General features: G+C 71.3%; 18 protein-coding genes. 12 read left to right on the top strand and 6 right to left on the bottom strand.

Annotated features, from left to right (window positions below; all coding sequences use genetic code 11):
• The first annotated feature begins 94 nt into the window (after positions 1-94).
• From AQJ84_RS29325 to AQJ84_RS29310, 4 genes are read left to right on the top strand one after another with little or no spacing between them, the layout of a single operon-like run.
• Positions 95-2,305, top strand: a complete 2,211-nt coding sequence (locus tag AQJ84_RS29325) for a WD40/YVTN/BNR-like repeat-containing protein (RefSeq protein WP_053193599.1) — start codon at positions 95-97, stop codon at positions 2,303-2,305.
• Positions 2,305-4,272, top strand: a complete 1,968-nt coding sequence (locus AQJ84_RS29320; protein ID WP_053193597.1) for a beta-galactosidase — start codon at positions 2,305-2,307, stop codon at positions 4,270-4,272. The genes AQJ84_RS29325 and AQJ84_RS29320 overlap by 1 nt, the downstream gene beginning before the upstream one ends.
• Complete coding sequence (locus AQJ84_RS29315; protein ID WP_053193592.1) at positions 4,269-6,464, top strand: glycosyl hydrolase family 95 catalytic domain-containing protein; 2,196 nt, start codon at positions 4,269-4,271, stop codon at positions 6,462-6,464. Before AQJ84_RS29320 ends, AQJ84_RS29315 begins: the two co-directional genes overlap by 4 nt.
• A gap of 47 nt (positions 6,465-6,511) precedes the next feature.
• On the top strand, positions 6,512-7,225 hold the full coding sequence (locus AQJ84_RS29310; protein WP_030041079.1) for a glycoside hydrolase family 12 protein: 714 nt from the start codon (positions 6,512-6,514) through the stop codon (positions 7,223-7,225).
• A 32-nt stretch (positions 7,226-7,257) separates the two neighbouring features.
• On the opposite strand, the gene AQJ84_RS29305 is transcribed toward AQJ84_RS29310, so the two are convergent.
• From AQJ84_RS29305 to AQJ84_RS29295, 3 genes are all read right to left on the bottom strand, one after another.
• Positions 7,258-8,445, bottom strand: a complete 1,188-nt coding sequence (locus tag AQJ84_RS29305) for a sulfotransferase family protein (protein ID WP_053193589.1) — start codon at positions 8,443-8,445, stop codon at positions 7,258-7,260.
• Positions 8,446-8,541: 96 nt separating this feature from the next.
• Positions 8,542-10,584, bottom strand: coding sequence for a glycoside hydrolase family 31 protein (locus AQJ84_RS29300; RefSeq protein ID WP_053193585.1), 2,043 nt, complete (start codon positions 10,582-10,584; stop codon positions 8,542-8,544).
• A 70-nt stretch (positions 10,585-10,654) separates the two neighbouring features.
• The gene (locus AQJ84_RS29295; protein WP_030041082.1) at positions 10,655-11,671 is read right to left on the bottom strand and encodes a LacI family DNA-binding transcriptional regulator; all 1,017 of its coding nucleotides are present in this window, start codon (positions 11,669-11,671) and stop codon (positions 10,655-10,657) included.
• A gap of 310 nt (positions 11,672-11,981) precedes the next feature.
• Here AQJ84_RS29295 and AQJ84_RS29290 point away from each other — a divergent pair, with 310 nt between their 5' ends.
• The 8 genes from AQJ84_RS29290 (at position 11,982) to AQJ84_RS29255 (ending at position 23,629) form a co-directional block, all read left to right on the top strand.
• Positions 11,982-13,913: an acyl-CoA dehydrogenase family protein gene (locus AQJ84_RS29290; RefSeq protein WP_053193581.1), complete on the top strand. Its 1,932-nt coding sequence runs from the start codon at positions 11,982-11,984 to the stop codon at positions 13,911-13,913.
• A gap of 101 nt (positions 13,914-14,014) precedes the next feature.
• Positions 14,015-15,475 carry a 1-deoxy-D-xylulose-5-phosphate reductoisomerase gene (gene dxr / locus AQJ84_RS29285; RefSeq protein ID WP_225877275.1) on the top strand — a complete coding sequence of 487 codons (1,461 nt, stop codon included), beginning with the start codon at positions 14,015-14,017 and terminating at the stop codon, positions 15,473-15,475.
• 8 nt (positions 15,476-15,483) lie between these two features.
• Positions 15,484-16,776 carry a M50 family metallopeptidase gene (locus AQJ84_RS29280; protein ID WP_107082877.1) on the top strand — a complete coding sequence of 431 codons (1,293 nt, stop codon included), beginning with the start codon at positions 15,484-15,486 and terminating at the stop codon, positions 16,774-16,776.
• 183 nt (positions 16,777-16,959) lie between these two features.
• Complete coding sequence (locus AQJ84_RS29275; RefSeq protein WP_159042800.1) at positions 16,960-18,915, top strand: recombinase family protein; 1,956 nt, start codon at positions 16,960-16,962, stop codon at positions 18,913-18,915.
• A 168-nt stretch (positions 18,916-19,083) separates the two neighbouring features.
• Entirely contained in the window at positions 19,084-20,241 is a 1,158-nt protein-coding gene (gene ispG, locus AQJ84_RS29270) for a flavodoxin-dependent (E)-4-hydroxy-3-methylbut-2-enyl-diphosphate synthase (RefSeq protein ID WP_059198885.1), read from the top strand.
• Between the two features lie 188 nt (positions 20,242-20,429).
• Complete coding sequence (locus tag AQJ84_RS29265) at positions 20,430-21,278, top strand: GNAT family N-acetyltransferase (RefSeq protein WP_030041089.1); 849 nt, start codon at positions 20,430-20,432, stop codon at positions 21,276-21,278.
• 43 nt (positions 21,279-21,321) lie between these two features.
• Positions 21,322-21,852: a GNAT family N-acetyltransferase gene (locus AQJ84_RS29260; protein ID WP_030041090.1), complete on the top strand. Its 531-nt coding sequence runs from the start codon at positions 21,322-21,324 to the stop codon at positions 21,850-21,852.
• Positions 21,853-21,925: 73 nt separating this feature from the next.
• Positions 21,926-23,629 (top strand): proline--tRNA ligase, encoded by a 1,704-nt coding sequence (locus AQJ84_RS29255; RefSeq protein ID WP_053192511.1) that lies wholly within the window; start codon positions 21,926-21,928, stop codon positions 23,627-23,629.
• A 200-nt stretch (positions 23,630-23,829) separates the two neighbouring features.
• Here AQJ84_RS29255 and AQJ84_RS29250 read toward each other — a convergent pair whose 3' ends face one another.
• Genes AQJ84_RS29250 through AQJ84_RS29240 form a run of 3 tightly spaced genes read right to left on the bottom strand, consistent with a single transcriptional unit; the run spans position 23,830 to position 25,823 of the window.
• Entirely contained in the window at positions 23,830-24,738 is a 909-nt protein-coding gene (locus AQJ84_RS29250; protein ID WP_030041093.1) for an aminoglycoside phosphotransferase family protein, read from the bottom strand.
• A gap of 27 nt (positions 24,739-24,765) precedes the next feature.
• A complete protein-coding gene (locus AQJ84_RS29245) occupies positions 24,766-25,257 on the bottom strand; it encodes a ferritin-like domain-containing protein (protein WP_225877276.1) in 492 nt (163 codons plus the stop codon).
• Positions 25,254-25,823, bottom strand: a complete 570-nt coding sequence (locus AQJ84_RS29240; RefSeq protein WP_030041095.1) for a hypothetical protein — start codon at positions 25,821-25,823, stop codon at positions 25,254-25,256. The genes AQJ84_RS29245 and AQJ84_RS29240 overlap by 4 nt, the downstream gene beginning before the upstream one ends.
• Positions 25,824-26,020 lie beyond the last annotated feature (197 nt).

Raw genomic sequence — 26,020 nt, 5'->3', positions numbered from 1 at the left:
ACGTGGCGGAGCCGTGTGCCGACACAGCCCGCGCCCCTGAGCAGGTCTCCCACCCCCTTTCGTAGAACCCCTTTCGCAGAACGAGGTATGTGTCATGCACGCGTCCCGTATGAGCAGACGTGCCGTTCTCGCCGGGACCGCGGCCGCCGCCGCGCTCACCGCCCTTCCCGCAGGCCAGGTACGTGCGTACGGTGCCGAAGCCGCCGCCACCCCCGCCTACCGCTGGCGCAACGCCGTCCAGGGCGGCACCGGATTCGTCACCGGTGTCCTCTTCCACCCCTCGGTCAGCGGCCTCGCCTACGCCCGTACCGACATCGGCGGTGCCTACCGCTGGGACGACCGGACCGACCGGTGGGTCCCGCTGACCGACCACATCGGCTGGGACGACTGGAACCTGCTCGGTGTGGAGGCCATGGCCGTCGACCCGGCCCATCCGAACCGGCTGTACCTCTCCCTCGGCACGTACGCGCAGTCCTGGGCCGGCAACGGAGCCGTGCTGCGGTCCGAGGACCGCGGGGCCACCTGGAAGCGCACCGACCTCACCGTGAAGCTCGGCGCCAACGAGGACGGGCGCGGCTGCGGGGAGCGGCTGCTCGTCGACCCGCGGGACAGCGACACCCTGTGGCTCGGCACCCGGCACGACGGACTGCTCAAGTCGACCGACCGGGGCGCCACCTGGCAGGCCGTGACCTTCCCGGCCACGCCCAGCGCCACCGGCCAGGGCATCACCCTCCTCGTCGCGGCGGGCCGCCGCGTCTACGCCGGCTGGGGCGACTCCGACGGCACCTCCGCGAACCTCTACACAACCGCCGACGGCGCCACCTGGAAGGCCGTCCCCGGGCAGCCCGGGGGCACCGCCGCCAAGGTCCCGGTCCGGGCCGCCTACGACCGGCACACGCGCGAGCTGTACGTGACGTACGCCAACGCGCCCGGCCCCAACGGCCAGTCCGACGGCAGCGTGCACAAGCTGCGGACGACGGACGGGAAGTGGACCGAGGTCACCCCCGTGAAGCCCGGCGGGGCGACCGACGACGGGGGCACCGACTCCTTCGGCTACGGCGGGTGTGCCGTCGACGCCCGCCGTCCCGGAACCGTCGTCGTCTCCACCAACAACCGCTGGTCGCTCGTCGACACCCTCTACCGGACCACCGACGGCGGCCGCACCTGGAAGTCCCTGAAGGACAAGGCGGTCCTCGACGTCTCCGAGACCCCCTTCCTCACGTTCGGCGCCGACAAGCCCAAGTTCGGCTGGTGGATCCAGGCCCTCGCCGTCGACCCGTACGACTCCCGGCACGTCGTCTACGGCACCGGCGCGACCCTCTACGGCACCCGCGACCTGAGGCGCTGGGCCCCGCAGATCCGCGGCCTGGAGGAGGCGTCCGCCCGCCAGCTGCTCTCGCCCCCGACCGGCGAGGCACACCTGATCAGCGGCTCCGGCGACATCGGCGTGATGTACCACGAGCGGCTCACCGCCTCCCCCTCACGCGGCATGGCGTCCAACCCGGTGTTCGGCTCGTCGACGGGACTCTCGCTGGCCGCGGCCAAGCCCTCGTACGTCGTGCGGGCCGGGTGGGGCGAGAACGGCAACGGCGCCTACTCGAACGACGGCGGTAAGACCTGGGCGCCCTTCAAGGCGCAGCCCGCCATCGCCAAGGACGCGCCGGGGCCGATCGCCACCAACGCCGACGGCAGCGTGCTGCTGTGGTCCTTCGTGCACTGGGACGGCACCACGTACCCGGCCCACCGCTCGGCGGACAACGGCGCCACCTGGACCGAGGTCACCTCCTGCCCGAAGGGCGCCGCCCCGGTCGCGGACCCGGTCGACCCGAAGCGCTTCTACGCCTTCGACACCGCCACCGGCACTCTCCACGCCAGCACCGACGGCGGTCTGACCTTCACCGCCCGGGCCACCGGCCTGAACTCGGGCGACACCGAGTTCCGGCTCGCAGCGGCCCCCGGCCGCTCCGGCGACCTGTGGCTCAGCCTGAAGTGGAACGGCCTCTACCGCTCCACCGACGGCGGCGCGACCTTCACCAAGGTCGGCAGCTGCCGGGCCTCGTACACCCTCGGCTTCGGCAAGGCCGCCGAGGGCGCCTCCTACCCGGCACTCTTCATGGTCGGCTCCACCGAGGCCATCACGGCCGTGTACCGCTCCGACGACGAGGCGAAGACCTGGACGCGGATCAACGACGACCAGCACCAGTGGGGCTGGATCGGTGCGGCCATCACCGGCGACCCCCGCATCCACGGCCGGGTCTACATCGCCACCAACGGCCGTGGCGTGCAGTACGGGGAGCCCGTCTGATGCCCGACCTGAGCGCCGCGACCGACGGCCGCATCCTCTACGGCGGGGACTACAACCCCGAGCAGTGGCCCGAGGAGACCTGGCCCGAGGACGTCCGGCTGATGAAGGCCGCCGGTGTCAACTCCGTCACCCTCGGCGTCTTCTCCTGGGCCAGGCTCGAACCCCGCCCGGGGGAGCGGGACTTCGGCTGGCTGGACCGGCTGATGGACCTGATGCACGAGAACGGCATCGGTGTCGTCCTCGCCACCCCCACGTCCTCCCCACCGCCCTGGATGGGGCACCTGCACCCCGACACCCTGCCCGTCACCGAGGACGGCCGCACCGAGTGGTGGGGCGGCCGGCAGCACTTCTCGCACTCCAGCGCCACCTACCGCCGTCACGCCGCCGCCATCACCGAGGACCTCGCCGCCCGCTACGGCGCCCACCCGGCCCTCACGATGTGGCACATCAACAACGAGTACTGCACCTACGACTGGAGCGACGAGGCCGCCGCCCGCTTCCGCGGCTGGCTCCAGGACAGGTACGGCACCCTCGACGACCTCAACGAGGCCTGGGGCACCGCCTTCTGGAGCCAGGGCTACGGCGAGTGGGCGGAGATCCACACCCCCCGCCAACCCCACTACCTGAAGAACCCGAGCCAGGTACTGGACTTCAAACGGTTCACCTCCGACATGCTCCTGGAGTGCTACGCCGCCGAGCGTGACATCGTCCGCCGGGCCACCCCGCACATCCCCGTGACCACCAACTTCATGCCGCTGTGGGCCGGCCAGGACGCGTGGCGCTGGGCCGAGGAGGAGGACGTCGTCTCGGTCGACCTCTATCCCGACCCGCGCGACCCCCTCGGCGCCCAGAACGGCGCCCTGGTCCAGGACATGACCCGCTCCCAGGCACGCGGTCCCTGGATGCTGATGGAACAGGCGGCGGGCCCGGTCAACTGGCGGGGCGTCAACCACCCCAAGCCGCGCGGCCTCAACCGCCTCTGGTCCCTCCAGGCCGTGGCTCGCGGGGCCGACGCCGTCTGCTACTTCCAGTGGCGGCAGTCCCGGCAGGGCGCCGAGAAGTTCCACTCCGGCATGGTCAGCCACGCGGGGGAGGAGGGCCGGACGTACCAGGAGGTGCGGCAGCTCGGTGCCGAACTCGCGCGGATCGGCCCCGAGGTGACCGGCAGCCACACGCCCAACGACATCGCGATCCTGCACGACTGGCACGCCTGGTGGGCCGGAGCCCAGGACGGCCGGCTCTCCCACGAGGTCGACTACCCCGCCGTCCTGCGTGCCTGGCACCGCGGCCTGTGGGAGGCCCACCACACCACCGACTTCGCCCACCCCGAGCACGACCTGAGCGCCTACAAACTCGTCGTCGTCCCCCAGCTGTACGCCCTCACCGACGCGGCGATCGACAACCTCCTCGGGTACGTCCGCGGCGGCGGCACCCTCGTGTCCGGCTTCCTGACCGGCGTCGCCGACCAGGACGACCGGGTACGGGCCGGCGGCATGGACGCTCGGCTGCGCGACCTGTTCGGCATCCGCGTCCTGCACGAGTGGTGGCCGCTGGACGCGGGCGAGCAAGTCGAGTGCGGAGGGTTCCGCGGCACCCTGTGGTCGGAGGAGATCGACCCGGACGAGGGCGCCGAGGTCGAGGCCGCGTACAAGGGAGGGGAGCTCGACGGGCTGCCGGCCGTGCTCCACAAGGGCGGCGCCTGGTACCTCTCGACGCTGCCCGAGCCGGACGCGATGCGCGACCTGCTCGCCCGGATCGCCGCCGGCGCCGGGGCGCGCCCGGTCCTCGAAGGGCTGCCGGACCGGGTCGAGGCCGTCCGCCGGGGCGAGCTGCTGTTCGTCCTCAACCACGGACGCGACGCGGTGACGGTCGAGGTGCCGGGCGTCAGCCGGGACCTGCTGACCGGCGCGACCGTCCAGGACGAGCTCACCCTCGGCCGCTACGGAGTGGCGGTGCTCCAGCCATGACCACCGGTCCTGCCCACGGCACATGGGAGCCGCGGCCGGCCGCCCGCTGGGAGGACGCCTTCCTGAGCGGCAACGGCCGTCACGGCGCCATGGTGTTCGGCGACCCGGACGACGAGCGGGTCGTCGTGAACCACCACACCCTGGTCCGCCCCAACGGCGGCGAACGGGCCCGCCCGCCCGAGCTCGCCGCCGAACTGCCGCGCCTGCAGGACCGGTTGCTCGCCGGACAGCCGGACGCCGCCGAGTCCTTCACCGACGGACGCGACCTCCAGTGGGTCCAGCCCTTCCACCCCGCCTTCCAGACACGACTGCGCCGGATGACGCCGGACGAGCCGCGCGGGTACCGCCGTACCGTCGACTTCACCACCGGTGTCGTCGCGGCGCGGTGCGAGGGCTGGCGCAGCCAGGTCTTCGTCTCCCGTGCCGACGACGTCGTCGTCCAGCAGGTCGAGGCATCCGACCTGCACATCTGCCTCGACCACCGCCTCCCGGGCGCGCCCCACGACCTCGCCGTGGGCCATGGCAGCGTCCTCACCCCCGAGGGCGCCCTGCTCACCCTGCGCGCCCGCTACCCCGGCAGCGACCGCGCGTACACCGGGGTGACGCTGGTCGTGGTCGACGGCGGTCGGACGACGCTCACGCCCCCGGGTCTGCGGGTCACGGGCGCGGAGTCCGTCCTGCTGCTGACGCGGGTGATACGGCACGCCGACGAGCCGGACGCGCTCGCCCTGGCCCGCGCCCTGGGCGACCTGCTCCCGGACGGCGAGGATCCCTACGCCCGCCTCCTGGACCGGCACATCGCACAGCACCGCACGGCGTACGAGCGCGTGACGCTCGACCTGGCGGCGGACGCGGCCGAACGCGCGCTGCCCGGCTCGGATCTGCTCACCCGGCCCGACAGCCCGGCCTGCCTGGAACGCCTCTTCGCGGCGGGCCGCTACCACCTGCTGTCCGCCGCCGGCATGCTCCCGCCCCGGCTCACCGGCCTGTGGACCGGCGACTGGAACACGGCCTGGGCGGGAGCCTTCACCAACGACGCCAACCTCAACCTCCAGACCGCGTCCGCCGCGGCCGCGGCGCTCCCCGAGGTCACCGAGGCACTCGCCGCGCTGATCCACGGACAGCTCGACGACTGGGCGGACAACGCCCGCGCGATCTTCGGCGCCCGGGGCGTGGTCGCCCCGCCGCACAGCGACGGCGAGTCCGGACTGACCTACCACTTCAGCCGCGAGTACCCGCTGCACCTGTGGACCGCGGGCGCCGACTGGCTGCTCAAGCCGCTCGTCGACCACGACGAGACCCGCGGCGAACGCGACCCCCGCACCGCTCACGCGCTCGCCCAGGTCGCCCTGTTCTACGAGGACTTCCTCACCCGTACGGACGCGAACGGCCACGTCACCGTCGTCCCCTCGTACTCGCCCGAGAACCGCCCCGCGAACGCGAGCTGGGGCGCGATCAACGCGGCCATGGACCTCTCGGCGGCCCGCCACGCCCTGCGCACCGCGGCCGACTACCACCCGGAGCGGGCCGAGGACCGGCGCGCCCTCGCCGACCGGCTCCCGCCCCACCGGATCAACGCCGACGGCGCCCTCGCCGAGTGGGCCTGGCCCGGCCTCGACGACACCTACGACCACCGTCACCTCAGTCACCTCTACGGCGTCTGGCCGCTCGACGAGATCAACCCGTACGACACCCCGGACCTCGCGGCGGCCGCGTACCGCGCCCTCGAACTGCGCGGCGCGGAGAACGACTCCGCCCACGGGTACCTCCACCACGCCCTCGTCGCGGCCCGGCTGCGCGACGGCGACCGGGTGGCGCACGCTCTCGGCCAGGTCCTCAAGGGCGACTTCTTCCACGCGTCGCTGATGAGCGCGCACTACCCCCACCGTGACGTCTACAACGCGGACGCCGCCCACACGCTGCCCGCCGTGCTCATCGAGATGCTCGTCCAGTCGACGCCGGACCGCCTGGTCCTGCTGCCGGCCCTCCCGACCGCCTACCCACACGGCCGGCTCCTTGGCGTCCGCACCCGCTTCGGCGCGGAGATCGACCTCACCTGGAGCCCGGACAGCGCGACCGCGGTGATACGCCCCACCCGTAGCCACCGCGTCGAACTCAGGACTTCCTCCGGTGCCGAGCCGCTCGACCTCGTCGCCGGAGAAGACCACGTCCTCACCCTGGAGACGTGGTGATCCCCACGAGAAACCCCGCAGTTCCCCCCACCCATGGAAGGGACACCATGGCAACACGCACCCTGAGCAGGATCAGCAAGGCCCTGCTCGCCCCCGCCCTCGCACTCGGCGCCACCATCGGTCTCGCCGCCGCCCCCGCCCAGGCCGCCGTCTGGAACTCCTGCGACCAGTGGGGCAACACCAGCCTCAACGGCTACACCCTCTACAACAACATCTGGGGCTCCGGCGCCGGCAGCCAGTGCATCTGGGCCAACTCCGGCACCAACTGGGGTGTCTGGGCCGACCACCCCAACACCGGCGGCATCAAGTCCTACCCCAACTCCAAGAAGGTGATCAACAAGACGATCACCTCTCTCGGCTCGCTCACCAGCAGCTACAACGTCACGGTCCCCTCGTCCGGCGCGTACAACACGTCGTACGACATCTGGGACACCGACTACGACTACGAGATCATGCTCTGGGTCAACTACAACGGGGCCGTGGGCCCGCTCGGCACCTCGCAGGGCAACGTGACCCTCGGCGGCCACACCTGGACCGTCTACAAGGGCAGCAACGGAGCCAACGAGGTCTTCTCGTTCCTGCGGACCTCCGACTCCAGCTCCGGCACCGTCAACATCCTGCCGATCCTCAGGTGGATCAAGGACACCAAGGGCTGGATGGGCAACGAGACCATCGGTGACGTCCAGTTCGGCTACGAGGTCACCTCGTCGTCCGGCGGCCTGAACTTCACCACCAACAACCTGACCGTCAGCAGCAGCTGACGGCCTCGCCCGGGCCGGGGCCGGCCGTGCCGTCAGGCGCGGTCGACCTCGGCCCGCAGCGTGTTGTAGTCGGCGAAGGCCGACTCGACCCCGGCCCGGGTCAGGCCGTAGCGGGCCAGGTCGTAGCGGTGCGGCCGGCTGCCCTTGAGCCGGGTGGCGACCTCTGGGAGCCGGGCGGCGTCGGCGTCGGTCCAGCGGGCGCCGACGGCCTCGTAGAGCTTCGGGGCACCGGTGGCCGGGTCGGAGCCGAGCCAGGAGTACGGCACGTCCACCAGTGCCTCGCGGGGAACGTCCGCCCGGGCCGCGAGCCCGCGTCGCACCGAGCGGCTCAGCAGGTCGAGCCAGGTGGCGCCCAGGGCGTGCAGGTCGACCGTGCGGCGCGAGAGGGCCATACCGCACTCGACCAGGCTGCAGAACGAGGCCACGGCGGTCACCGGGTCACGGTGGGTCCACACGAGGGTGGCGTCCGGGAACACCTCGAGGAGGGCGTCGAGGTTCCCGGTGTGCATGGGGGACTTCAGGATCCAGCGGCGGCGCGGGCGGCCGTACTGGAGCACCTGGAAGCACTCCTTGAGGTGCCGGTAGTCAGGCACGAAGTCCCGCTCGAACTGCCGGGCGTGGTACTCCGGCAGCCGGGCCTGGGACAGCGGCACCAGGGCGTGCGGCAGGAGGAAGGTGCACTCCTCGGGGCCCTCGGCGGTCATGGGGTGGATGTCACGGAAGCGCGGGGAGAGCAGATAGGTGCCGTCCAGCGTCCGGCGCGCGGACGTGATCGCCTTCCGCCGCTCCCGGGGCGAGGGGGCGAGGCCGGGCGCGAGCAGCTCCCACAGCCGGGGGCAGCGGTGTTCGTCGGAGAGGGACAGCACGCTGTGGGTGAGCGTGGTGGCGGTACGCGGCAGACCCACCACGAACACCGGCCTCTCGACGGGCTCCCGCGCGATCGCCGGGTGCTCGGCGAGCAGCCGCCGGATCCGGGCCCGGTTGGTGAGATGCCTGCGGACGTGGGCCCGCGCGGACTGCCAGCCGACCGGCGACAGGCCCTCGTCGGACGCCCACTCCCGCAGCAGCGGCCTGAAACCGTCGACGAACCACTCCTCCCCGTCCCCCTGCCCGGCCTTGGCGGCGATCCGGTCGAAGACCCGGTCCGGGTCGCGCCGGGAACCAAGCGCGGGCCGCAACAGCAGATTGGCCAGGGTCAGCGGGAGGGGAGTGGAGGACACGAGGCGGGGTTCCTTTCGCCGGGGGCGGAGGTTTCGTCAACAAGTGTGCAGAACAAGGAAGTTGACGAGACCACCGCCCCCCGGCCGGGGGGGGCGCTACTCGGCGATCGGAAGGCTCGCCCCGTCCCGCAGGAACAGCGGGATGCGGTCCAGCGGGGCGTCGACCGTCACGGCCGTGCCGCCCTCGTACGTCTCACCCGTCCACGCGTCCGTCCAGGCCGCGCCCGCCGGAAGGTACGTCGTACGGGCCGTGGCGCCCGCCGTGAGCACCGGGGCGACCAGCAGGTCCCCGCCGAAGAGGTAGGCGTCGTCGACCGACCAGGCCGCCTGGTCCTCGGGGAACTCCAGGAACAGCGGGCGCATGACCGGCAGGCCCTCCTCGTGGGCCTCGCGCATCACCTTCAGCACGTACGGCTTCAGCCGCTCGCGCAGCCGCAGGTACCGCTCCAGGATCGCGCCGGCCTCCTCGCCGTACGACCACACCTCGTTGGGGCCGCCGGTCATGTCCGGGCCCAGCGGCATGCCCGGGTCGCGGAAGCCGTGCAGGCGCATCACCGGGGAGAGGGCGCCGAACTGGAACCAGCGGACCATCACCTCGCGGTACGCGGGGTCGTCCGGGTCGCCGCCGTGGAAGCCGCCGATGTCGGTGTTCCACCACGGGATGCCGGACAGGGAGGTGTTGAGGCCGGCCGCGATCTGCCGGCGCAGGGTCGGGAAGTCGGTGCCGATGTCACCGGACCACAGGGCGGCGCCGTAGCGCTGGCTGCCCGCCCAGGCCGAGCGGTTGAGCGTGATGACCTCGTCCTCGCCCGACGCGCGCAGGCCTTCGTAGAAGGTCCGGGAGTTCTCGGCCGGGTAGCTGTTGCCGACCTCCAGGCCGGGGCCGGTCCAGTAGCGCAGGTTCTCCTGGAAACCGGGCTTCAGCTCCGGCTCGCAGGCGTCCAGCCAGAACGCCGTGATGCCGTACGGCTCCAGGTAGTTCTTCTTCACACGCGACCAGACGAACTCGCGGGCCTCGGGGTTGGTGGCGTCGTAGAAGGCGACCTGGACGGTGGAGGCGACCTCCTTGTCCGGCCAGTCGGCGTGGGCCATCGGGCCGTACTGGGTGCCGATGAAGTGGCCGCGCTGCTCCATCAGCTGGTGGTTCTCGGAGAGCGGGGACACCGACGGCCACACGGACACGACCAGCTTGATGCCGAGCTCGTCCAGCTCGCGCACCATCGCAGCCGGGTCGGGCCACTCCTTCGGGTCGAACTTCCAGTCCCCCAGGTGCGTCCAGTGGAAGAAGTCGCACACGATCGCGGTGACGGGCAGACCGCGGCGCTTGTACTCCCGTGCCACGCCGAGGAGTTCGTCCTGGGTGCGGTAGCGCAGCTTGCACTGCCAGAAGCCCGCCGCCCACTCGGGCAGCATCGGCGTCCGGCCGGTGACCGCGCTGTAGTGGCGCTGGGCGTCGGCCGGAGCGGCCGCGGTGATCCAGTAGTCGAGCTGCCGGGCCGAGTCCGCCACCCAGCGGGTGCCGTTGCCTGCCAGCTCCACCCGGCCGATCGCCGGGTTGTTCCACAGCAGGGTGTAGCCGCGGCTGGAGGTGAGGACCGGGATGCCCACCTCGGCGTTGCGCTGGACCAGGTCCAGGACCAGGCCCTTCTGGTCCAGCCGGCCGTGCTGGTGCTGACCGAGGCCGTACAGCTTCTCGTCGTCGTAGGCGGCGAACCGCTGCTCCAGGCGGTGGTAGCCGTTGCCGACGGCGGTGTAGAGGCGCGGGCCCGGCCACCAGAAGTGGGCGCGGTCCTCGGCCAGCACCTCCGTGCCGTCCTCCGTGCGCAGGAAGCGGATCAGGCCCTCGGCGTCCACCTGCACGGTCAGCGAGCCGACGGTCAGCACACCCCGCCCGTCCTCGATCTTGACGGTGGACTCGGTGGCGGGCGGCTCGTCCAGCAGCGCGCCCGGCAGCCCGTCCAGGACCGGCCCGCCCAGCCGGGCACGGACCCGGACCGCGTCCGGCCCCCACGGCTCGATGCGGACGGTCTCCTGGCGGCCGCTCCACTCCAGCGCGCCGTCCCGCTCACGGAAGGTGCCGACGGTGGGTGACGACTGCGCGAGGCTGACCTGTGGCTGGGTTTCGGCAGGCTGGTTCACGGGTGCTCCTTGAAGGAGTGCAGACATGGCGGTGCCCTGACGGGGGCGGCGTGCGGGGAGGGGAGGCGGGTCAGGAAGCGACGGCCGGCGCGGGCCCGGTGCTCGCCCGTTCCGTCAACTCGGGCGTGATCAGCACGACTTCGTCGGTTCCGTGGCCGTCGAGCTTGGCCACCAGACGCTCCACGGCGTGCCGGCCCATCTCCTGGGCGGGGATGGCGACCGACGTCAGCCGCACCGAGGCCTGGACGGCGACCTGGTCGGGGCAGATCGCGACCACCGACACGTCCTCGGGCACGGCCCGCCCCTGCTGGCGCAGCAGGGCGAGCAGCGGCTCCACCGCCGACTCGTTCTGTACGACGAACCCGGTGGTGCCCGGTCGCTCGTCGAGCACGCGGGCGAGGGTCACGGCCATCGCGTCGTACCCGCCCTCGCACGGCCGGTGCAGCGTTCGGACGCCCAACTCCTGGGCGCGGGAGCGCAGTCCGTCGAGGGTGCGCTCGGCGAAGCCGGTGTGACGCTCGTAGACGGCCGGGGCCTCGCCGATGACAGCGATGTCGCGGTGACCGAGGGTCGCCAGGTGCTCGACGCACAGCGCGCCCGTCGCCTTGAAGTCGAGGTCGACGCAGGTCAGCCCGGAGGTGTCGGCGGGCAGTCCGATCAGGACCGACGGCTGGTGGGTGCCGCGCAGGAACGGCAGCCGTTCGTCGTCGAGTTCGACGTCCATCACGATCATCGCGTCGGCGAGTCCGCTGCCGGTCACCCGGCGCACCGCGTCGGGACCCTCCTCGCCGGTGAGCAGCAGCACGTCGTAGCCGTGGGTGCGGGCCGTGGTGGCCACCGCGATGGCGATCTCCATCATCACCGGCACGTACATGTCGGTGCGCAGCGGGATCATCAGCGCGATGATGTTCGACTTGCTGCTGGCCAGGGCGCGGGCACCCGCGTTCGGGTGGTAGCCCAGCTCGCGGATGCTCTGCTCCACCCGCTGCCGGGTGGCCCCGGAGATGGACCGCTTGCCGCTGAGGACATAGCTCACCGTGCTCGCCGAGACTCCGGCGTGCTGGGCGACCTCGGCGAGGGTGACCATCCAGCTCTCCAAGCTTTGTGAAGCGCTTCGACAGTGCGCGATGCGAACTAGGGCGGGTGAGGGTGGTTCGACAGTAGCTCCACCGGGGGTGGGTGTCCATAGGTTGTCGAAGCGCTTCGACAAGGACTTGGCGCCGGGTGCCCGAGCGAAGGGTTCCTGACTACCACGCGTGGCCGCGCGGAGGCCATGCATCGGCTGAACGGCCGCACGAGGGGTGGTGGGTGCGGCCCGGATCGGGTACATACGATCGGGTAGCACCCGTCAGTAACCAAACGGCCCCAAGATCCCGATTCGCGGCGAGGTGAGCCTCATGTCCGCACCACCCACCCAACCCACCGTCACCGAGCGTGAAGCACGTCAGGTGGCGGAGGCAGCCCGGGAGCAGGACTGGCGCAAGCCAAGCTTCGCCAAGGAGCTGTTCCTCGGCCGCTTCCGGCTCGACCTCATCCACCCCCACCCCCTCCCCTCCGACGAGCACGCCCAGCGCGGCGAGGAGTTCCTCGCCAAACTGCGCGACTTCGTCGAGACGAAGGTGGACGGCGCCCTGATCGAGCGGGAGGCCAGGATCCCCGACGAGGTCGTGGACGGCCTCAAGGAGCTCGGCGCCTTCGGCATGAAGATCGACACCAAGTACGGAGGCCTCGGCCTCACCCAGGTGTACTACAACAAGGCGCTGTCCCTGGCGGGCTCGGCCAGCCCGGCGATCGGGGTGCTGCTCTCGGCGCACCAGTCGATCGGCGTACCGCAGCCCCTGAAGCTGTTCGGCACAGCGGAGCAGAAGGAGACCTTCCTGCCGCGCTGCGCCCGCACCGACATCAGCGCCTTCCTGCTCACCGAGCCGGACGTCGGCTCGGACCCGGCCCGGCTGGCCACCAGCGCGGTGCCCGACGGGGACGAGTACGTCCTCGACGGGGTGAAACTGTGGACCACCAACGGCGTCGTGGCCGACCTGCTGGTCGTGATGGCCCGGGTGCCGAAGAGCGAGGGCCACAAGGGCGGCATCACCGCCTTCGTCGTGGAGACCAACTCGCCGGGCATCACGGTCGAGAACCGCAACGCCTTCCTGGGCCTGCGCGGCATCGAGAACGGCGTCACCCGCTTCCACCAGGTCCGGGTCCCCGCCGCCAACCGCATCGGCCCCGAGGGCGCCGGCCTGAAGATCGCGCTCACGACCCTGAACACCGGGCGGCTGTCCCTGCCCGCCTCCTGCGTGGCCGCCGGCAAGTGGTGCCTGAAGATCGCCCGGGAGTGGTCGGCGGCCCGCGAGCAGTGGGGCAAGCCGATCGCCCACCACGAGGCGGTCGGATCGAAGATCTCCTTCATCGCGGCGACCACCTTCGCCCTGGAGGCCGTCCTGGACCTGTCGAGCCAGATGGCCGACGAGGACCGCAACGACATCCGCATCGAGGGGGCGCTGGCCAAGCTCTACGCCTCCGAGATGGCCTGGCTCATGGCCGACGAGCTGGTCCAGATCCGCGGCGGCCGCGGCTTCGAGACGGCCGCCTCACTCAAGGCCCGCGGCGAACGCGCGGTCCCCGCCGAACAGGTCCTGCGCGACCTCCGTATCAACCGCATCTTCGAGGGCTCGACCGAGATCATGCACCTGCTGATCGCCCGTGAGGCGGTCGACGCCCACCTCTCGGTCGCAGGCGATCTCATCGACCCCGAGAAGTCCCTCTCGGACAAGGCGAAGGCGGGCGCCCAGGCCGGCGCCTTCTACGCCAGGTGGCTGCCGAAACTGGTCGCGGGCCCGGGCCAGCTCCCCGGCACCTACAGCGAGTTCAAGCGCGAGGTCGACCTCTCGGGACACCTGCGCTACGTCGAACGCACCGCCCGCAAACTGGCCCGCTCCACCTTCTACGCCATGTCCCGCTGGCAGGGCCGGATGGAGACCAAGCAGGGCTTCCTGGGCCGGATCGTCGACATCGGCGCCGAACTGTTCGCGATGAGCGCGGCCTGCGTACGCGCCGAGCTGCTGCGCGGCACCGAGGACCACGGCCGCGAGGCCTACCAACTGGCCGACACCTTCTGCCGCCAGTCCCGCATCCGCGTCGAGGAACTCTTCGGCCGGCTCTGGAACAACACCGACGACCTCGACCGCAAGGTCGTCAAGGGCGTGCTCTCGGGCACGTACGCATGGCTGGAGGAGGGCATCGTCGACCCGTCGGGCGACGGCCCGTGGATCGCGGACGCCACCCCCGGCCCCAGCGAGAAGGAGAACCTGCACCGGCCGATCCGCTGACGGCGCCACAGGTCGGCGGGCCGCGCGTCCGCCGACCTGTGAGCCCCCCATGAGGGGGACGCGCTGTCCTCACACCACCTTGATGCGGCCACAATGGAGGGATGAGCGACAGTCCAGTCCCCTCAGGGCACGGGTCGGCAGTCCCGTCCGCCCCGCGACGCCACGCACGCACTCTCGCCGCGCCGGGTCCCGACCCCAGCACCTCCGGTGCGGTCAGGGCCCGGCCCGCCGGGAGCGAGAGCACGCACCTGCTGGAGACGTCAGCCGCTCCGCGGCTCGCGCAGGACCCGCCCACCGGGCGGACGACAGGGCCCGCGACCCGCGCCCTGGCCGACCCGCACCTCGTCTACGACCCGGTCGCGGGCGACGGACCGAAGGACGTGGTGATCCTCGGCTCCACCGGCTCGATCGGTACCCAGGCCATCGACCTCGTCCTGCGCAACCCCGACCGCTTCCGGGTCACCGCCCTCTCCGCCAACGGCGGACGGGTCGCCCTCCTCGCCGAGCAGGCGCACCGCCTCCGGGCGAAAACCGTCGCGGTCGCCCGCGAGGACGCCGTCCCGGCGCTGCGCGAAGCCCTCGCCGCCCAGTACGGCACCACGGAGCCGCTCCCGGAGATCCTGGCCGGCCCCGACGCGGCCACCCAGGTCGCCGCCTCCGACTGCCACACCGTCCTCAACGGCATCACCGGTTCCATCGGCCTCGCCCCGACCCTCGCCGCCCTGGAGGCGGGCCGCACCCTCGCGCTCGCCAACAAGGAGTCGCTCATCGTGGGCGGCCCGCTGGTCAAGGCGCTCGCCGAGCCCGGGCAGATCATCCCGGTCGACTCCGAGCACGCCGCGCTGTTCCAGGCGCTGGCCTCCGGCAAGCGGGCCGACGTACGCAAGCTCGTCGTCACCGCGTCCGGCGGCCCCTTCCGCGGCCGCACCAAGGCCGAGCTGGCGCACGTCAGCGTCGAGGACGCGCTCGCGCACCCCACCTGGGCCATGGGCCCGGTCATCACGATCAACTCCGCGACCCTCGTCAACAAGGGCCTGGAGGTCATCGAGGCGCACCTCCTCTACGACATTCCCTTCGACCGCATTGAGGTGGTCGTGCATCCGCAGTCGTATGTCCACTCGATGGTTGAGTTCACGGACGGATCCACGATCGCGCAGGCGACGCCCCCCGACATGCGCGGGCCGATCGCCATCGGCCTGGGCTGGCCCGAACGCGTCCCCGACGCGGCGCCCGCCTTCGACTGGAGCAAGGCGTCGACCTGGGAGTTCTTCCCGCTCGACCACGACGCCTTCCCGTCGGTCGGCCTCGCCTGCCACGTGGGGCGGCTCGCGGGCACGGCCCCGGCGGTGTTCAATGCCGCCAACGAGGAGTGCGTGGAGGCCTTCCGGGCCGGCGCACTGCCGTTCAACGGGATCATGGAGACCGTGACGCGGGTGGTGCAGGAGCACGGCACCCCGCGCGCGGGAACCTCACTCACCGTCGCGGACGTCCTCGAAGCGGAGACCTGGGCGCGGACCCGGGCCCGGGAACTGACGGCACAGACGGCGGAGGCCCGTGCATGACGACCCTGATGTTCATCCTCGGCATAGTGCTCTTCGCCCTGGGCCTGCTGGTCTCGATCGCGTGGCACGAGCTGGGGCACCTGTCCTTCGCCAAGCTCTTCGGCATCCGCGTGCCGCAGTACATGGTGGGCTTCGGCCCGACGATCTTCTCCCGTAAGAAGGGCGAGACCGAGTACGGCATCAAGGCCATCCCGTTCGGCGGCTACATCCGCATGATCGGCATGTTCCCGCCCGGCCCGGACGGCCGCCTGGAGGCCCGCTCCACCTCACCCTGGCGCGGCATGATCGAGGACGCCCGCTCGGCCGCCTTCGAGGAACTCCGCCCCGGCGACGAGAACCGCCTCTTCTACACCCGCAAGCCCTGGAAACGGGTCATCGTGATGTTCGCGGGCCCGTTCGCGAACCTGGTCCTGGCGGTGGCGCTGTTCCTCACCGTCCTCATGGGCTTCGGCATCTCGCAGCAGACCACCACCGTCTCCTCGGTCTCCCCGTGCGTGATCTCCCAGAGCGAGAACCGCGACACCTGTGAGAAGTCCGACCCCGCCTCCCCGGCCGCGGCCGCGGGGATGAAGGCCGGCGACAAGATCGTCGCCTTCGCCGGAGTGCGGACCGACGACTGGAACAAGCTCTCCGACCTGATCCGGGTCAGCGCGGGCAAGGAGGTGCCGATCGTCGTCGACCGCAAGGGCCAGGAGCTGACCCTGGAGGCGAAGATCGCCACCAACCTGGTCGCGAAGAAGGACTCCAGCGGCGCCTACGTCCAGGGCGAGTACGTCAAGGCCGGCTTCCTCGGCTTCAGCGCCGCCACCGGCATCGTCAAGCAGGACTTCGGCGACTCGGTGACCTGGATGGGCGACCGCGTGGGCGATGCGGTCGACTCCCTCGCCGCCATCCCCGGCAAGGTCCCCGCCCTGTGGGACGCGGCCTTCGGCGACGGCCCGCGCGAACCCGACTCCCCGATGGGCGTCGTCGGCGCGGCCCGCGTGGGCGGTGAGATCTTCACGCTCGACATCCCGCCGACCCAGCAGCTGGCCATGGCGTTGATGCTGGTGGCGGGCTTCAACCTCTCGCTCTTCCTCTTCAACATGCTCCCGCTGCTGCCCCTGGACGGCGGCCATGTCGCGGGCGCGCTGTGGGAGTCCCTGCGCCGCAACACGGCGAAGGTGCTGAAGCGGCCCGACCCCGGCCCGTTCGACGTGGCGAAGCTGATGCCGGTCGCCTACGTGGTGGCGGGGATCTTCATCTGCTTTACCTTGCTGGTGCTCGTCGCCGATGTAGTTAATCCAGTCAAAATCAGCTGAGAATCGGTCATTTTCCATCACGGCTGTGATAACGCCTCGCCTTTCGCTCGTGTAGCTCACACGGGTGAAAGGCGAGGTTTATTCGTACGGAGCAGGCGTGGACTTCGTACGTTCTTGCTGTTCATGGGTGACCCCAGCGGTGCGCCAACACCCTGGGGTCTGGCCAGTCTCGAAGGGACTGACATGCAGCAAGGTACTGCGCCGTGCGCAGAAGACAAGGGCAGGGGCTCCGCGAAGCTCGCCGTCGCCGCGTACATGCGGGTCTCGACAGCGGAGCAGAAGAGAAGGTACGGAATTCCGGCTCAGGCCGATGCCACACGAACGTTCGTGGAAAAGCGTTCGACATGGCGACTCGCGGGATCCTGGGAAGACCTCGGCGAATCAGGCTCGACGACTTCGAGGCCGGGACTGAATGAGCTGCTCGCGGAAATCGCCGCAGGACGGGTCGACGTCGTAGTCGTGTCCAGCCTTGACCGTTTGGGGCGGACCGAAGCAGCCATCTGGCGCTGCCTCTGGCAGATCGAGGATGCCGGGGGCGTACTTGAGTGCTGCGACCAGATCTTGGGGGAACCGGGACTCGACAGGTGGCTCACGATCGACCGGCTGGCACAGGCAGTAGAGGCGGACTACAGCCGTATCGTCACCCGGACTCAGTCAGGTCGGCAGCTCAAGGCACTTGGCGGCGGTTGGCCGGGCGGTCCGGCCCCCTATGGTTACAGGATCAGTGGGAAAGGCGCCTTTGGATCGACTCTTGAGGTCGATCCCACTGAGGCGGCCGTAGTGAGGCTGCTGGCAGACCTTGTGATCGAAGGTGGCCGGACCCTCACGGACCTTGCCGAGGAACTGAACAGGCGGGGCATTCTCACGCGCAGTGGGAGGCGGTGGGCCAGGGCGAACCTCCACCGGCGGCTGAAGAGCGCGGCGTTTCTCGGAGAGGCCGTCTTTCGCCGCTGTGATCAGCAATGGGGTGACCACCGCACCAGGCTTGATGGCTCCGGACGGCCCCTGTACGGCGAGAGCGTGGTGATCCCTCTGCCTCCGATCCTCACCGCGGACCGAATCGGTGCCTTTCAGCGAGCGCTGGCAGAGCTGGCCCGGCCGCGCAGGATTCCCTTGGGGGAATATCCGCTCACCGGGCGAATTTATGGTCCGTGCAAGCGGCCCTACGTCGGGTGCCTCCGCAGCAAAGACGGGGTGCGGACATACCGCTGTTCCGGATGGCAGGAAAACGCTCCCTGCGGTTGCGTCTTTCTGCGTGCTGATCACGTCGAGGAACAGGCGGCACGACACGTCAACGCTCTGTTGGCATCCATGCCACCCCATGCCCGGCCGATGCTGCCTGCCTCCTCCGAGACGCAGACGCGGCTGATCCTGCATGCCGAGCGGATGAGGTCCCTGAAGCAGCTTGTCGCGCAGTGCGCGGAGGAACTGGACGGATTGCGGTGCCCGGCCCAGCGCAGTCGTTTTGTTGCAGCCGCGCTGCGGCAGCTTGAAGCTGACAAGGGGGCTTTGGAACGAGTCCTCGCCCATGCGCGGGACTGGCTGGCGGAGCTTGAGGCCCGAGGCCGCAGGGATGCCCGGCTCACAGGTGTCCTAGGGGCAGCCGTGCCGGACAGCCAGGCTCTGTTGCCGTCGGAACAGCGATGCCTGATCGAGCACCTCAACGTGCGAGTCGACATCGCGGACGCGGAGTTTCGGTACCGCGAGGGGACGAAGTGCTTGACCATCCAGTGGCACGAGCGCACAGGGACACCTGTTCCTCCCGACCCCACACACAGTCTGTGGGCCCGTATCGACGAGCTGCTCCGCACCAGGTACCGGCCTCACCACTTCCGTTCGCCGCTCGATCTACGAGCTGCTCTCACGGGAATGCTTCATCGTCTGCGCACAGGGATCCTGTGGCGTGATCTTCCGGAGCGTTTCGGCGACCCCGCGAAAGTCCGGTTCCGGCAGCGAACCTGGTTGGCGGACGGGGTGTGGGCGAAGATCGTGGAGATCCTCAGTGAGAAGGGAGAGGGCACTCCTGTGCTGAGCCACGGAACCGCTCCGGCACTGTCCATCAGCTCGGGGCCCATCGCCGAGCCACAGCCCAGTATCTCGCTGAGTGCCCGCATGGTTAACCCAGTGAGAATCTCCTAGTCATACGGCGTTGGAGGCGGCCCGGCACGCTCTGCGCCGGGCCGCCCTCCATCGTGTGGGATTACGGCGGTGATGTGCTCGCGCCCGGGCCGGTGCCGTAATCTCGAAGCCTGGAGCCCGCGCTGACGGGACCTGGGCCTTGAACCACGACTTGGGGTTGCACAGCAGATGACTGCGATTTCTCTCGGCATGCCGTCCGTTCCGACCAGGCTCGCCGAGCGCCGCAAGAGCCGGCAGATCCAGGTCGGGTCCGTGGCCGTCGGCGGAGACGCCCCCGTGTCGGTGCAGTCGATGACCACGACGCGTACGTCCGACATCGGCGCCACGCTCCAGCAGATCGCCGAGCTGACCGCGTCCGGCTGCCAGATCGTGCGGGTCGCCTGTCCGACGCAGGACGACGCGGACGCCCTGTCGACCATCGCCCGCAAGTCGCAGATCCCGGTGATCGCCGACATCCACTTCCAGCCCAAGTACGTGTTCGCCGCGATCGAGGCCGGCTGCGCCGCCGTGCGCGTCAACCCGGGCAACATCAAGCAGTTCGACGACAAGGTCAAGGAGATCGCCCGGGCGGCGAAGGACCACGGCACCCCGATCCGCATCGGCGTGAACGCGGGCTCGCTGGACCGGCGCCTGCTCCAGAAGTACGGCAAGGCGACCCCGGAGGCGCTCGCCGAGTCCGCCCTGTGGGAGGCGTCCCTCTTCGAGGAGCACGACTTCCGGGACATCAAGATCTCCGTCAAGCACAACGACCCGGTCGTGATGGTCGAGGCGTACCGCCAGCTGGCCGCCCAGTGCGACTACCCCCTCCACCTCGGCGTCACCGAGGCCGGCCCCGCCTTCCAGGGCACCATCAAGTCGGCGGTCGCCTTCGGCGCGCTGCTCTCCCAGGGCATCGGTGACACGATCCGGGTCTCCCTGTCGGCCCCGCCGGTCGAGGAGGTCAAGGTCGGCAACCAGATCCTGGAGTCCCTGAACCTCAAGCAGCGCGGCCTGGAGATCGTCTCCTGCCCGTCCTGCGGCCGCGCCCAGGTCGACGTCTACAAGCTGGCCGAGGAGGTCACCGCGGGCCTGACCGGCATGGAGGTCCCCCTCCGCGTCGCCGTCATGGGCTGCGTCGTCAACGGCCCCGGCGAGGCCCGCGAGGCCGACCTCGGCGTCGCCTCCGGCAACGGCAAGGGACAGATCTTCGTCAAGGGCGAGGTCATCAAGACCGTCCCCGAGTCGAAGATCGTCGAGACCCTCATCGAAGAGGCCATGAAGATCGCCGAACAGATGGAGGCGGACGGCGTGATGTCGGGCGAGCCGTCGGTCTCGGTCGCGGGCTGACCGGTCAGCCCGTCCGGCGTGTGAGGACGAGGCCTTTCATGGCCGAAGCGGGTCCAGGCGGCAGCCCCGGACACGGGACCGAGGCCGACGGTCACCGACAGGCGAGCGGCACCGAACACAGGGCGGCGCCGCCCAGCTTCCGCAGGTACAGTGCGGAGATCAGCAGACCCCAGTGTGAGGCCCCGCCCGTGTTGACCCAGACCACCTCCCGGGTCCTCGAACCGAGCGACCTGGACGCCGCGCTCGCCATTCTCGACCGCGAACCGGTCGCGAACGCCTTCGTGACCTCCCGCGTCCAGATGGCCGGACTCGACCCGTGGCGGCTCGGCGGCGAGATGTGGGGCTGGTACGAGGACGGCATGCTCACGTCCCTGTGCTACGCCGGAGCCAACCTGGTCCCGATCTGCGCCACCCCGCGCGCCGTCCGCGCCTTCGCCGACCGGGCCCGCAGGGCCGGCCGCCGCTGCTCCTCCGTCGTCGGCCCCGCCGAACCCACCTCCCAGCTCTGGCGGTTGCTGGAACCGAGCTGGGGCCCGGCCCGCGAGGTCCGCGGCCACCAGCCCCTCATGGTCACCGACCGCGCGTCCACCGCCGTCGCCCCGGACCCCTACGTCCGTCGCATCCGCAAGGACGAGATGGACACGATCATGCCCGCCTGCGTGGCCATGTTCACCGAGGAGGTCGGCATCTCCCCGATGGCCGGCGACGGGGGCCTCCTGTACCAGGCCCGGGTCGCCGAACTCGTGGGCTCCGGCCGCTCCTTCGCCCGCCTCGACGCCGACGGCAAGGTCGTCTTCAAGGCCGAGATCGGTGCCGCGACCGACCGCGCCTGCCAGATCCAGGGCGTCTGGGTCGCCCCCGAGTACCGGGGCAGGGGCCTGGCGGCGCCCGGCATGGCGGCGGTGCTGCGCTACGCGCTCGCGGACGTGGCCCCGGTGGTGAGTCTGTACGTCAACGACTTCAACACGGCGGCGAGAAGGACGTACCGGCGAGTGGGCTTCCAAGAGGTGGGCGCGTTCATGAGCGTCCTGTTCTGAGCTGACCGGCCGCAAGCCGAAAACGTCCCTGTAGGCTCGCCGCATGGACCTCGTCATCGGCCCCCTGGACCTTTCAGCCCACGTGGACGAGGCCCTGGCAGTCCAGGCCATCGCCTTCGGGCTGGGCCCGGACGAGGTCGCCGTACGCCGCCAGATCGTGCTGCGCCACATGACCTACCCGGGAGCGCGGTCCTTCGGCGCGACCTCGCGCGGCAGCCTCGTCGGGTTCGTCTACGGCATGCCCAACGACCGCGCGCACTGGTGGTCCACCGTCGTGGAGCCGTACCTGCGGGCACGGCACTGCGAGGAGTGGCTCGACGAGTCCTTCGTGATCACCGAGCTGCACGTCCACCCGCACCACCAGAACCGCGGCATCGGCCGCGCCCTGATCACCACGATCACCGACGGCGCCACCGAACCCCGGTCGATCCTCTCCGCGATCGACCAGGACAGCCCGGCCCGCGGCCTCTACCACTCCCTCGGCTACCAGGACCTCGCCCGCCAGGTCCTGTTCCCCAGCGCGCCCAAGCCGTACGCCGTGATGGGCGCCCCCCTTCCGCTGCGCCGCCGTTAACCGATTTCCACCGTCCCGTGCGCCCCGGCTAACCTCCTTGCCATCACCCTCACGCAGCAGGAGTACGAGAACCATGGCGAACGCACCGGTCCAGCGCATGTCCCAGTTGATGGCGAAGACGCTGCGCGACGACCCGGCGGACGCCGAGGTCCTCAGCCACAAGCTGCTCGTCCGCGCCGGCTACGTCCGCCGGACCGCCGCCGGCCTGTGGAGCTGGCTGCCGCTCGGCAAGAAGGTCCTGGCCAACGTCGAGCGGATCGTCCGCGAGGAGATGGACGCGATCGGCGCCCAGGAGGTGCTGCTCCCCGCGCTGCTGCCGCGTGAGCCCTACGAGGCGACCGGCCGCTGGCAGGAGTACGGCCCCGAACTGTTCCGCCTCCAGGACCGCAAGGGCGGCGACTACCTCCTCGGCCCGACCCACGAGGAGATCTTCACCCTGCTGGTGAAGGACCAGGCGTCCTCCTACAAGGACCTGCCGGTCATCCTCTACCAGATCCAGCACAAGTACCGCGACGAGGCCCGCCCGCGGGCCGGCATCCTGCGCGGCCGCGAGTTCCTGATGAAGGACTCCTACTCCTTCGACACCGAGGACGAGGGCCTGGCCCAGTCCTACGCCCTGCACCGCCAGGCGTACCAGAAGGTGTTCGAGCGCCTCGGCCTCGACTACCGCATCTGCGCCGCCACCGCGGGCGCGATGGGCGGCTCGAAGTCGGAGGAGTTCCTGGCCCCGGCCGGCGCCGGCGAGGACACCTTCGCGGACTGCCCGAACTGCGACTTCGCGGCCAACACCGAGGCGATCGCCTACGAGCTGAAGCCGGCGGACGCCGAGGGCGTGGCCGCTCTCGAGGAGATCCCCACCCCGGACACCCCCACCATCGAGACCCTCGCCGCGCACCTAGGCGTCCCGGCCTCCGCGACCCTCAAGAACCTGCTGGTGAAGGTCGACGGCGAGATCGTCGCCGTCGGTGTGCCCGGTGACCGCGAGGTCGACCTGGACAAGGTCGAGGCGCACTTCGCGCCGGCCGCCGTCGAACTGGTCACCGCCGAGGACTTCGTGGGCCGCCCGGACCTGGTCCGCGGCTACGTCGGCCCGCAGGGTCTGGAGAAGGTCACGTACGTCGCCGACCCGAGGGTGGCGCCGGGCACCGCCTGGATCACGGGCGCCAACAAGGAGCACACGCACGCGAAGAACGTCGTCGCGGGCCGTGACTTCGAGGTCGGCGCGTACGTCGACGTCGTGGTCGTCCAGGAGGGCGACCCCTGCCCGAAGTGCGGCACCGGCCTCAAGCTGGACCGGGCCATCGAGATCGGCCACATCTTCCAGCTGGGCCGCAAGTACGCCGACGCCCTCAAGCTCGACGTCCTCGGCCAGAACGGCAAGCCGGTCCGCGTGACCATGGGCTCCTACGGCATCGGCGTCTCCCGCGCCGTCGCCGCCCTCGCCGAGCAGACCGCCGACGACAAGGGCCTGTGCTGGCCCGCCGAGGTCGCCCCGGCCGACGTGCACGTCGTCGCGGCGGGCAAGGCCCTGCAGACGGAGCTGGCGCTGGAGGTCTCCGAGAAGCTGCGCGCGGCCGGTCTGCGCGTCCTGGTGGACGACCGCGCCGGTGTCTCCCCGGGCGTGAAGTTCACCGACTCGGAGCTGATGGGCGTACCGCGGATCCTGGTGGCCGGCCGGCGTTCCGCCGAGGGTGTGCTGGAGCTGAAGGACCGCCGCAGCGGTGAGCGCGAGGAGTTGACGGTCGACGAGGCGATCGCGCGCCTCACGACCGCCTGAGGAAACCTCCCAGAGAGTTCTGTCGAGGCGTATGGCCGCCTCGACGGACTCCTCTCAGGCTGTTCCCCGGCCTCGGGACGTGACAGAACGTCGCGAGGCCGGAGAGCGGTCATGTCCAAGACCTGAAGCGCCCCCAAGGGGCGCGGGGAGCCACGCGACCGGTCACGAGGCGCCCGCGGTCCGCAACGGGCGAGCACCCCTCAAAGCCACCCGGCGAACTCCAGCAGCAGCTCCGCGTCCCTCGGCCGTCCCACCCGCAGGGCCCGCACTCCCGACTCCACCGCGCGGAACAGCGTCCATCCGCGCAGCCGCTCCTGCTCCACGTCCAGCGACTCCGCGAGCCGCTTCACCCGTCGCCGGGTCGTCGCCGCCCCCGACGGCGAGGCGATCAGGTCCTCCACCCGGTCGCGGACCAGCCGGGCCAGATCGAACGCGCACTCCCCGACCACCGGATCCGGCCCCACGGCCAGCCACGGCGTCCGCTCACCGGCGAGCACCTTGCTCTGCCGGAACGTGCCGTGCAGCAGCCGGTGCTCCGGCGGCCCTGCCAACAGCTCCTCGCGGGCCGCGAGCGCCGCGTCCACCAGGGTCAGGACCCCCGCGTCGGCGACGGCACTCGCCCGCATCGCGGCGGCCTGCCGCCCGGTCCGCTCGGCCACCGTCTCGAAGGTGTGCGCGCCGTCCTCACCGGGCGGCTCCACCCACAGCCGCCGCAGCGTCCCCGCCGCCTCCAGCAGGGCCTTCGCCTCCGGCAGCGACCGCACCGACACGTCCGGATGCAGTCGCTCCAGGAGCAGCACCCCCTCGGCCGCGCCAGATTCGAGCAGCTGTACGGCGCCCAGGCCGCCCCAGTGCGCGAGCGCGGCCCGCTCACTCTGCGGACGGGCCCGGGGCGGGGCCAGCTTGAGCACGGCGGGTGTGCCGTCGGACCGCCGTACCAGCACGACCAGGCTGCTGCGCCCGCCGGGCAGCTGCACCCGTTCGACGGTCAGCTCACGCGCCGCGACGGCCTGCCGGGCCGCCTCGGGGAGTCTCTCCAACCAGGCGTCACCGTCCGGTGCCGCCTCACCGAGCGCCCTCACCAGACGCGGGGGCGGTTCGAAAGCCATGCGCGAGTCGTTCCCTTCCGGTACGCGTCAAGGGGCCGGCGTCGTCGACGCCGACCCCGCTGCCGAAGCCGTCGCCGCCCGCTCGGCGAGCCCAGGGAAGGCTACGCTCTCGCCGCGCCAGCGCACCGCCCGCACCGCCGCCTCCCGCAGCGCCCCGGCCGCCGTGGCCCGCCGCTCGTCCCCGGCTGCCCGCACCACGTCGGAGTACACCCCGGCGACCCTGTCCTCCAGCTCGCCGGCCAGCCGTACGGCCGCGGCCGAGTCGACCACCGGGAACGGCAGCGCGTACGCCGCCGCCGCGGCCACCGGCCTACCGCCCAGGTCCCGCACCTCGCGCACCAGCGCGTCCCGCCGGGCCCGATGGGCGTCGTAGGCCGCCTTGGCCTCCGCGCGACGGTCCTGGCCGATCCGGCCGCCGACCACCCCGTAGCCGTACACCGCCGCGTGTTCGGCGGCCAGCGCCGCCTGAAGGGCCTTCAGCTCCCGCCGCTGCTCCTCGTCCGCCACTTCGTTACTCACCTCGCGCCTTCGGTCAGCAGATACGCGTGCGCGGCACCGGCCGCCGCCACCGACGCCAGCAGCCGTGCCAGCTCGCCCGGCACCCCGAGCAGCGCCTTGGCCCGCCGGTCCGCCACGGACCGCTCGGCGGCGGCGAGTTCGGCGAGGGCGTCCTTCTCGTCCACGGGCACGTCCGGGGGACCGGCCGCCGGCCGGGAGGCTGAGGGGGCCGCCGAGGGGGAGGCCCCCGACGTCCCGGGTGTCTCCTCCGAGGCCCGCGCAGACGCCTGCCCGGCGGCGCCGAACGCCCGCGCGTGCCGTACGACCTCCGCCCGCAGCGGTGCCAGCCGCGCCGCCAGCGCGGGATGTACGGCGATGACGGCGTCGTAGCGGTCCACCAGGTCCGTGCTCTCGCCCGCCGCCCGCGCGCGTGCCCGCTGGGCCGCCGACGGGCTGCCGCCGGTGCCGCCGTCGGACTCCCCGGACCCGCTGGAACAGCCCACCAGCAGGGCGGATCCGGCGGCCGAGGCGAGCAGGGTTCTTCTGCGCGGCCCCGAGGGGGTGCGCGGCGGTGGGGGGTACGGCACGGCAGACGTCCTCGGGGGCTCGTACGAACACGGGCGGGAAGGGCGGCCCGCCAGTGATCACGGTACCCGCGCCCCCGCCCGCCACCACTCAGCGGCACCGCCCCCACGCAGGTGGACGGCAACACACCCTTGGACCGGATACCCTTTGACCAGACACGCGACCTTCCCACAACAGCACACGCGGCCGAGGAGTCACC

The organism is Streptomyces resistomycificus (assembly GCF_001514265.1).
GTDB classification, from domain to species: Bacteria; Actinomycetota; Actinomycetes; order Streptomycetales; family Streptomycetaceae; genus Streptomyces; species Streptomyces resistomycificus.
The sequence above is the reverse complement of the archived record's forward strand: the minus strand, read 5'-3'. Positions and strand labels throughout refer to the sequence as shown.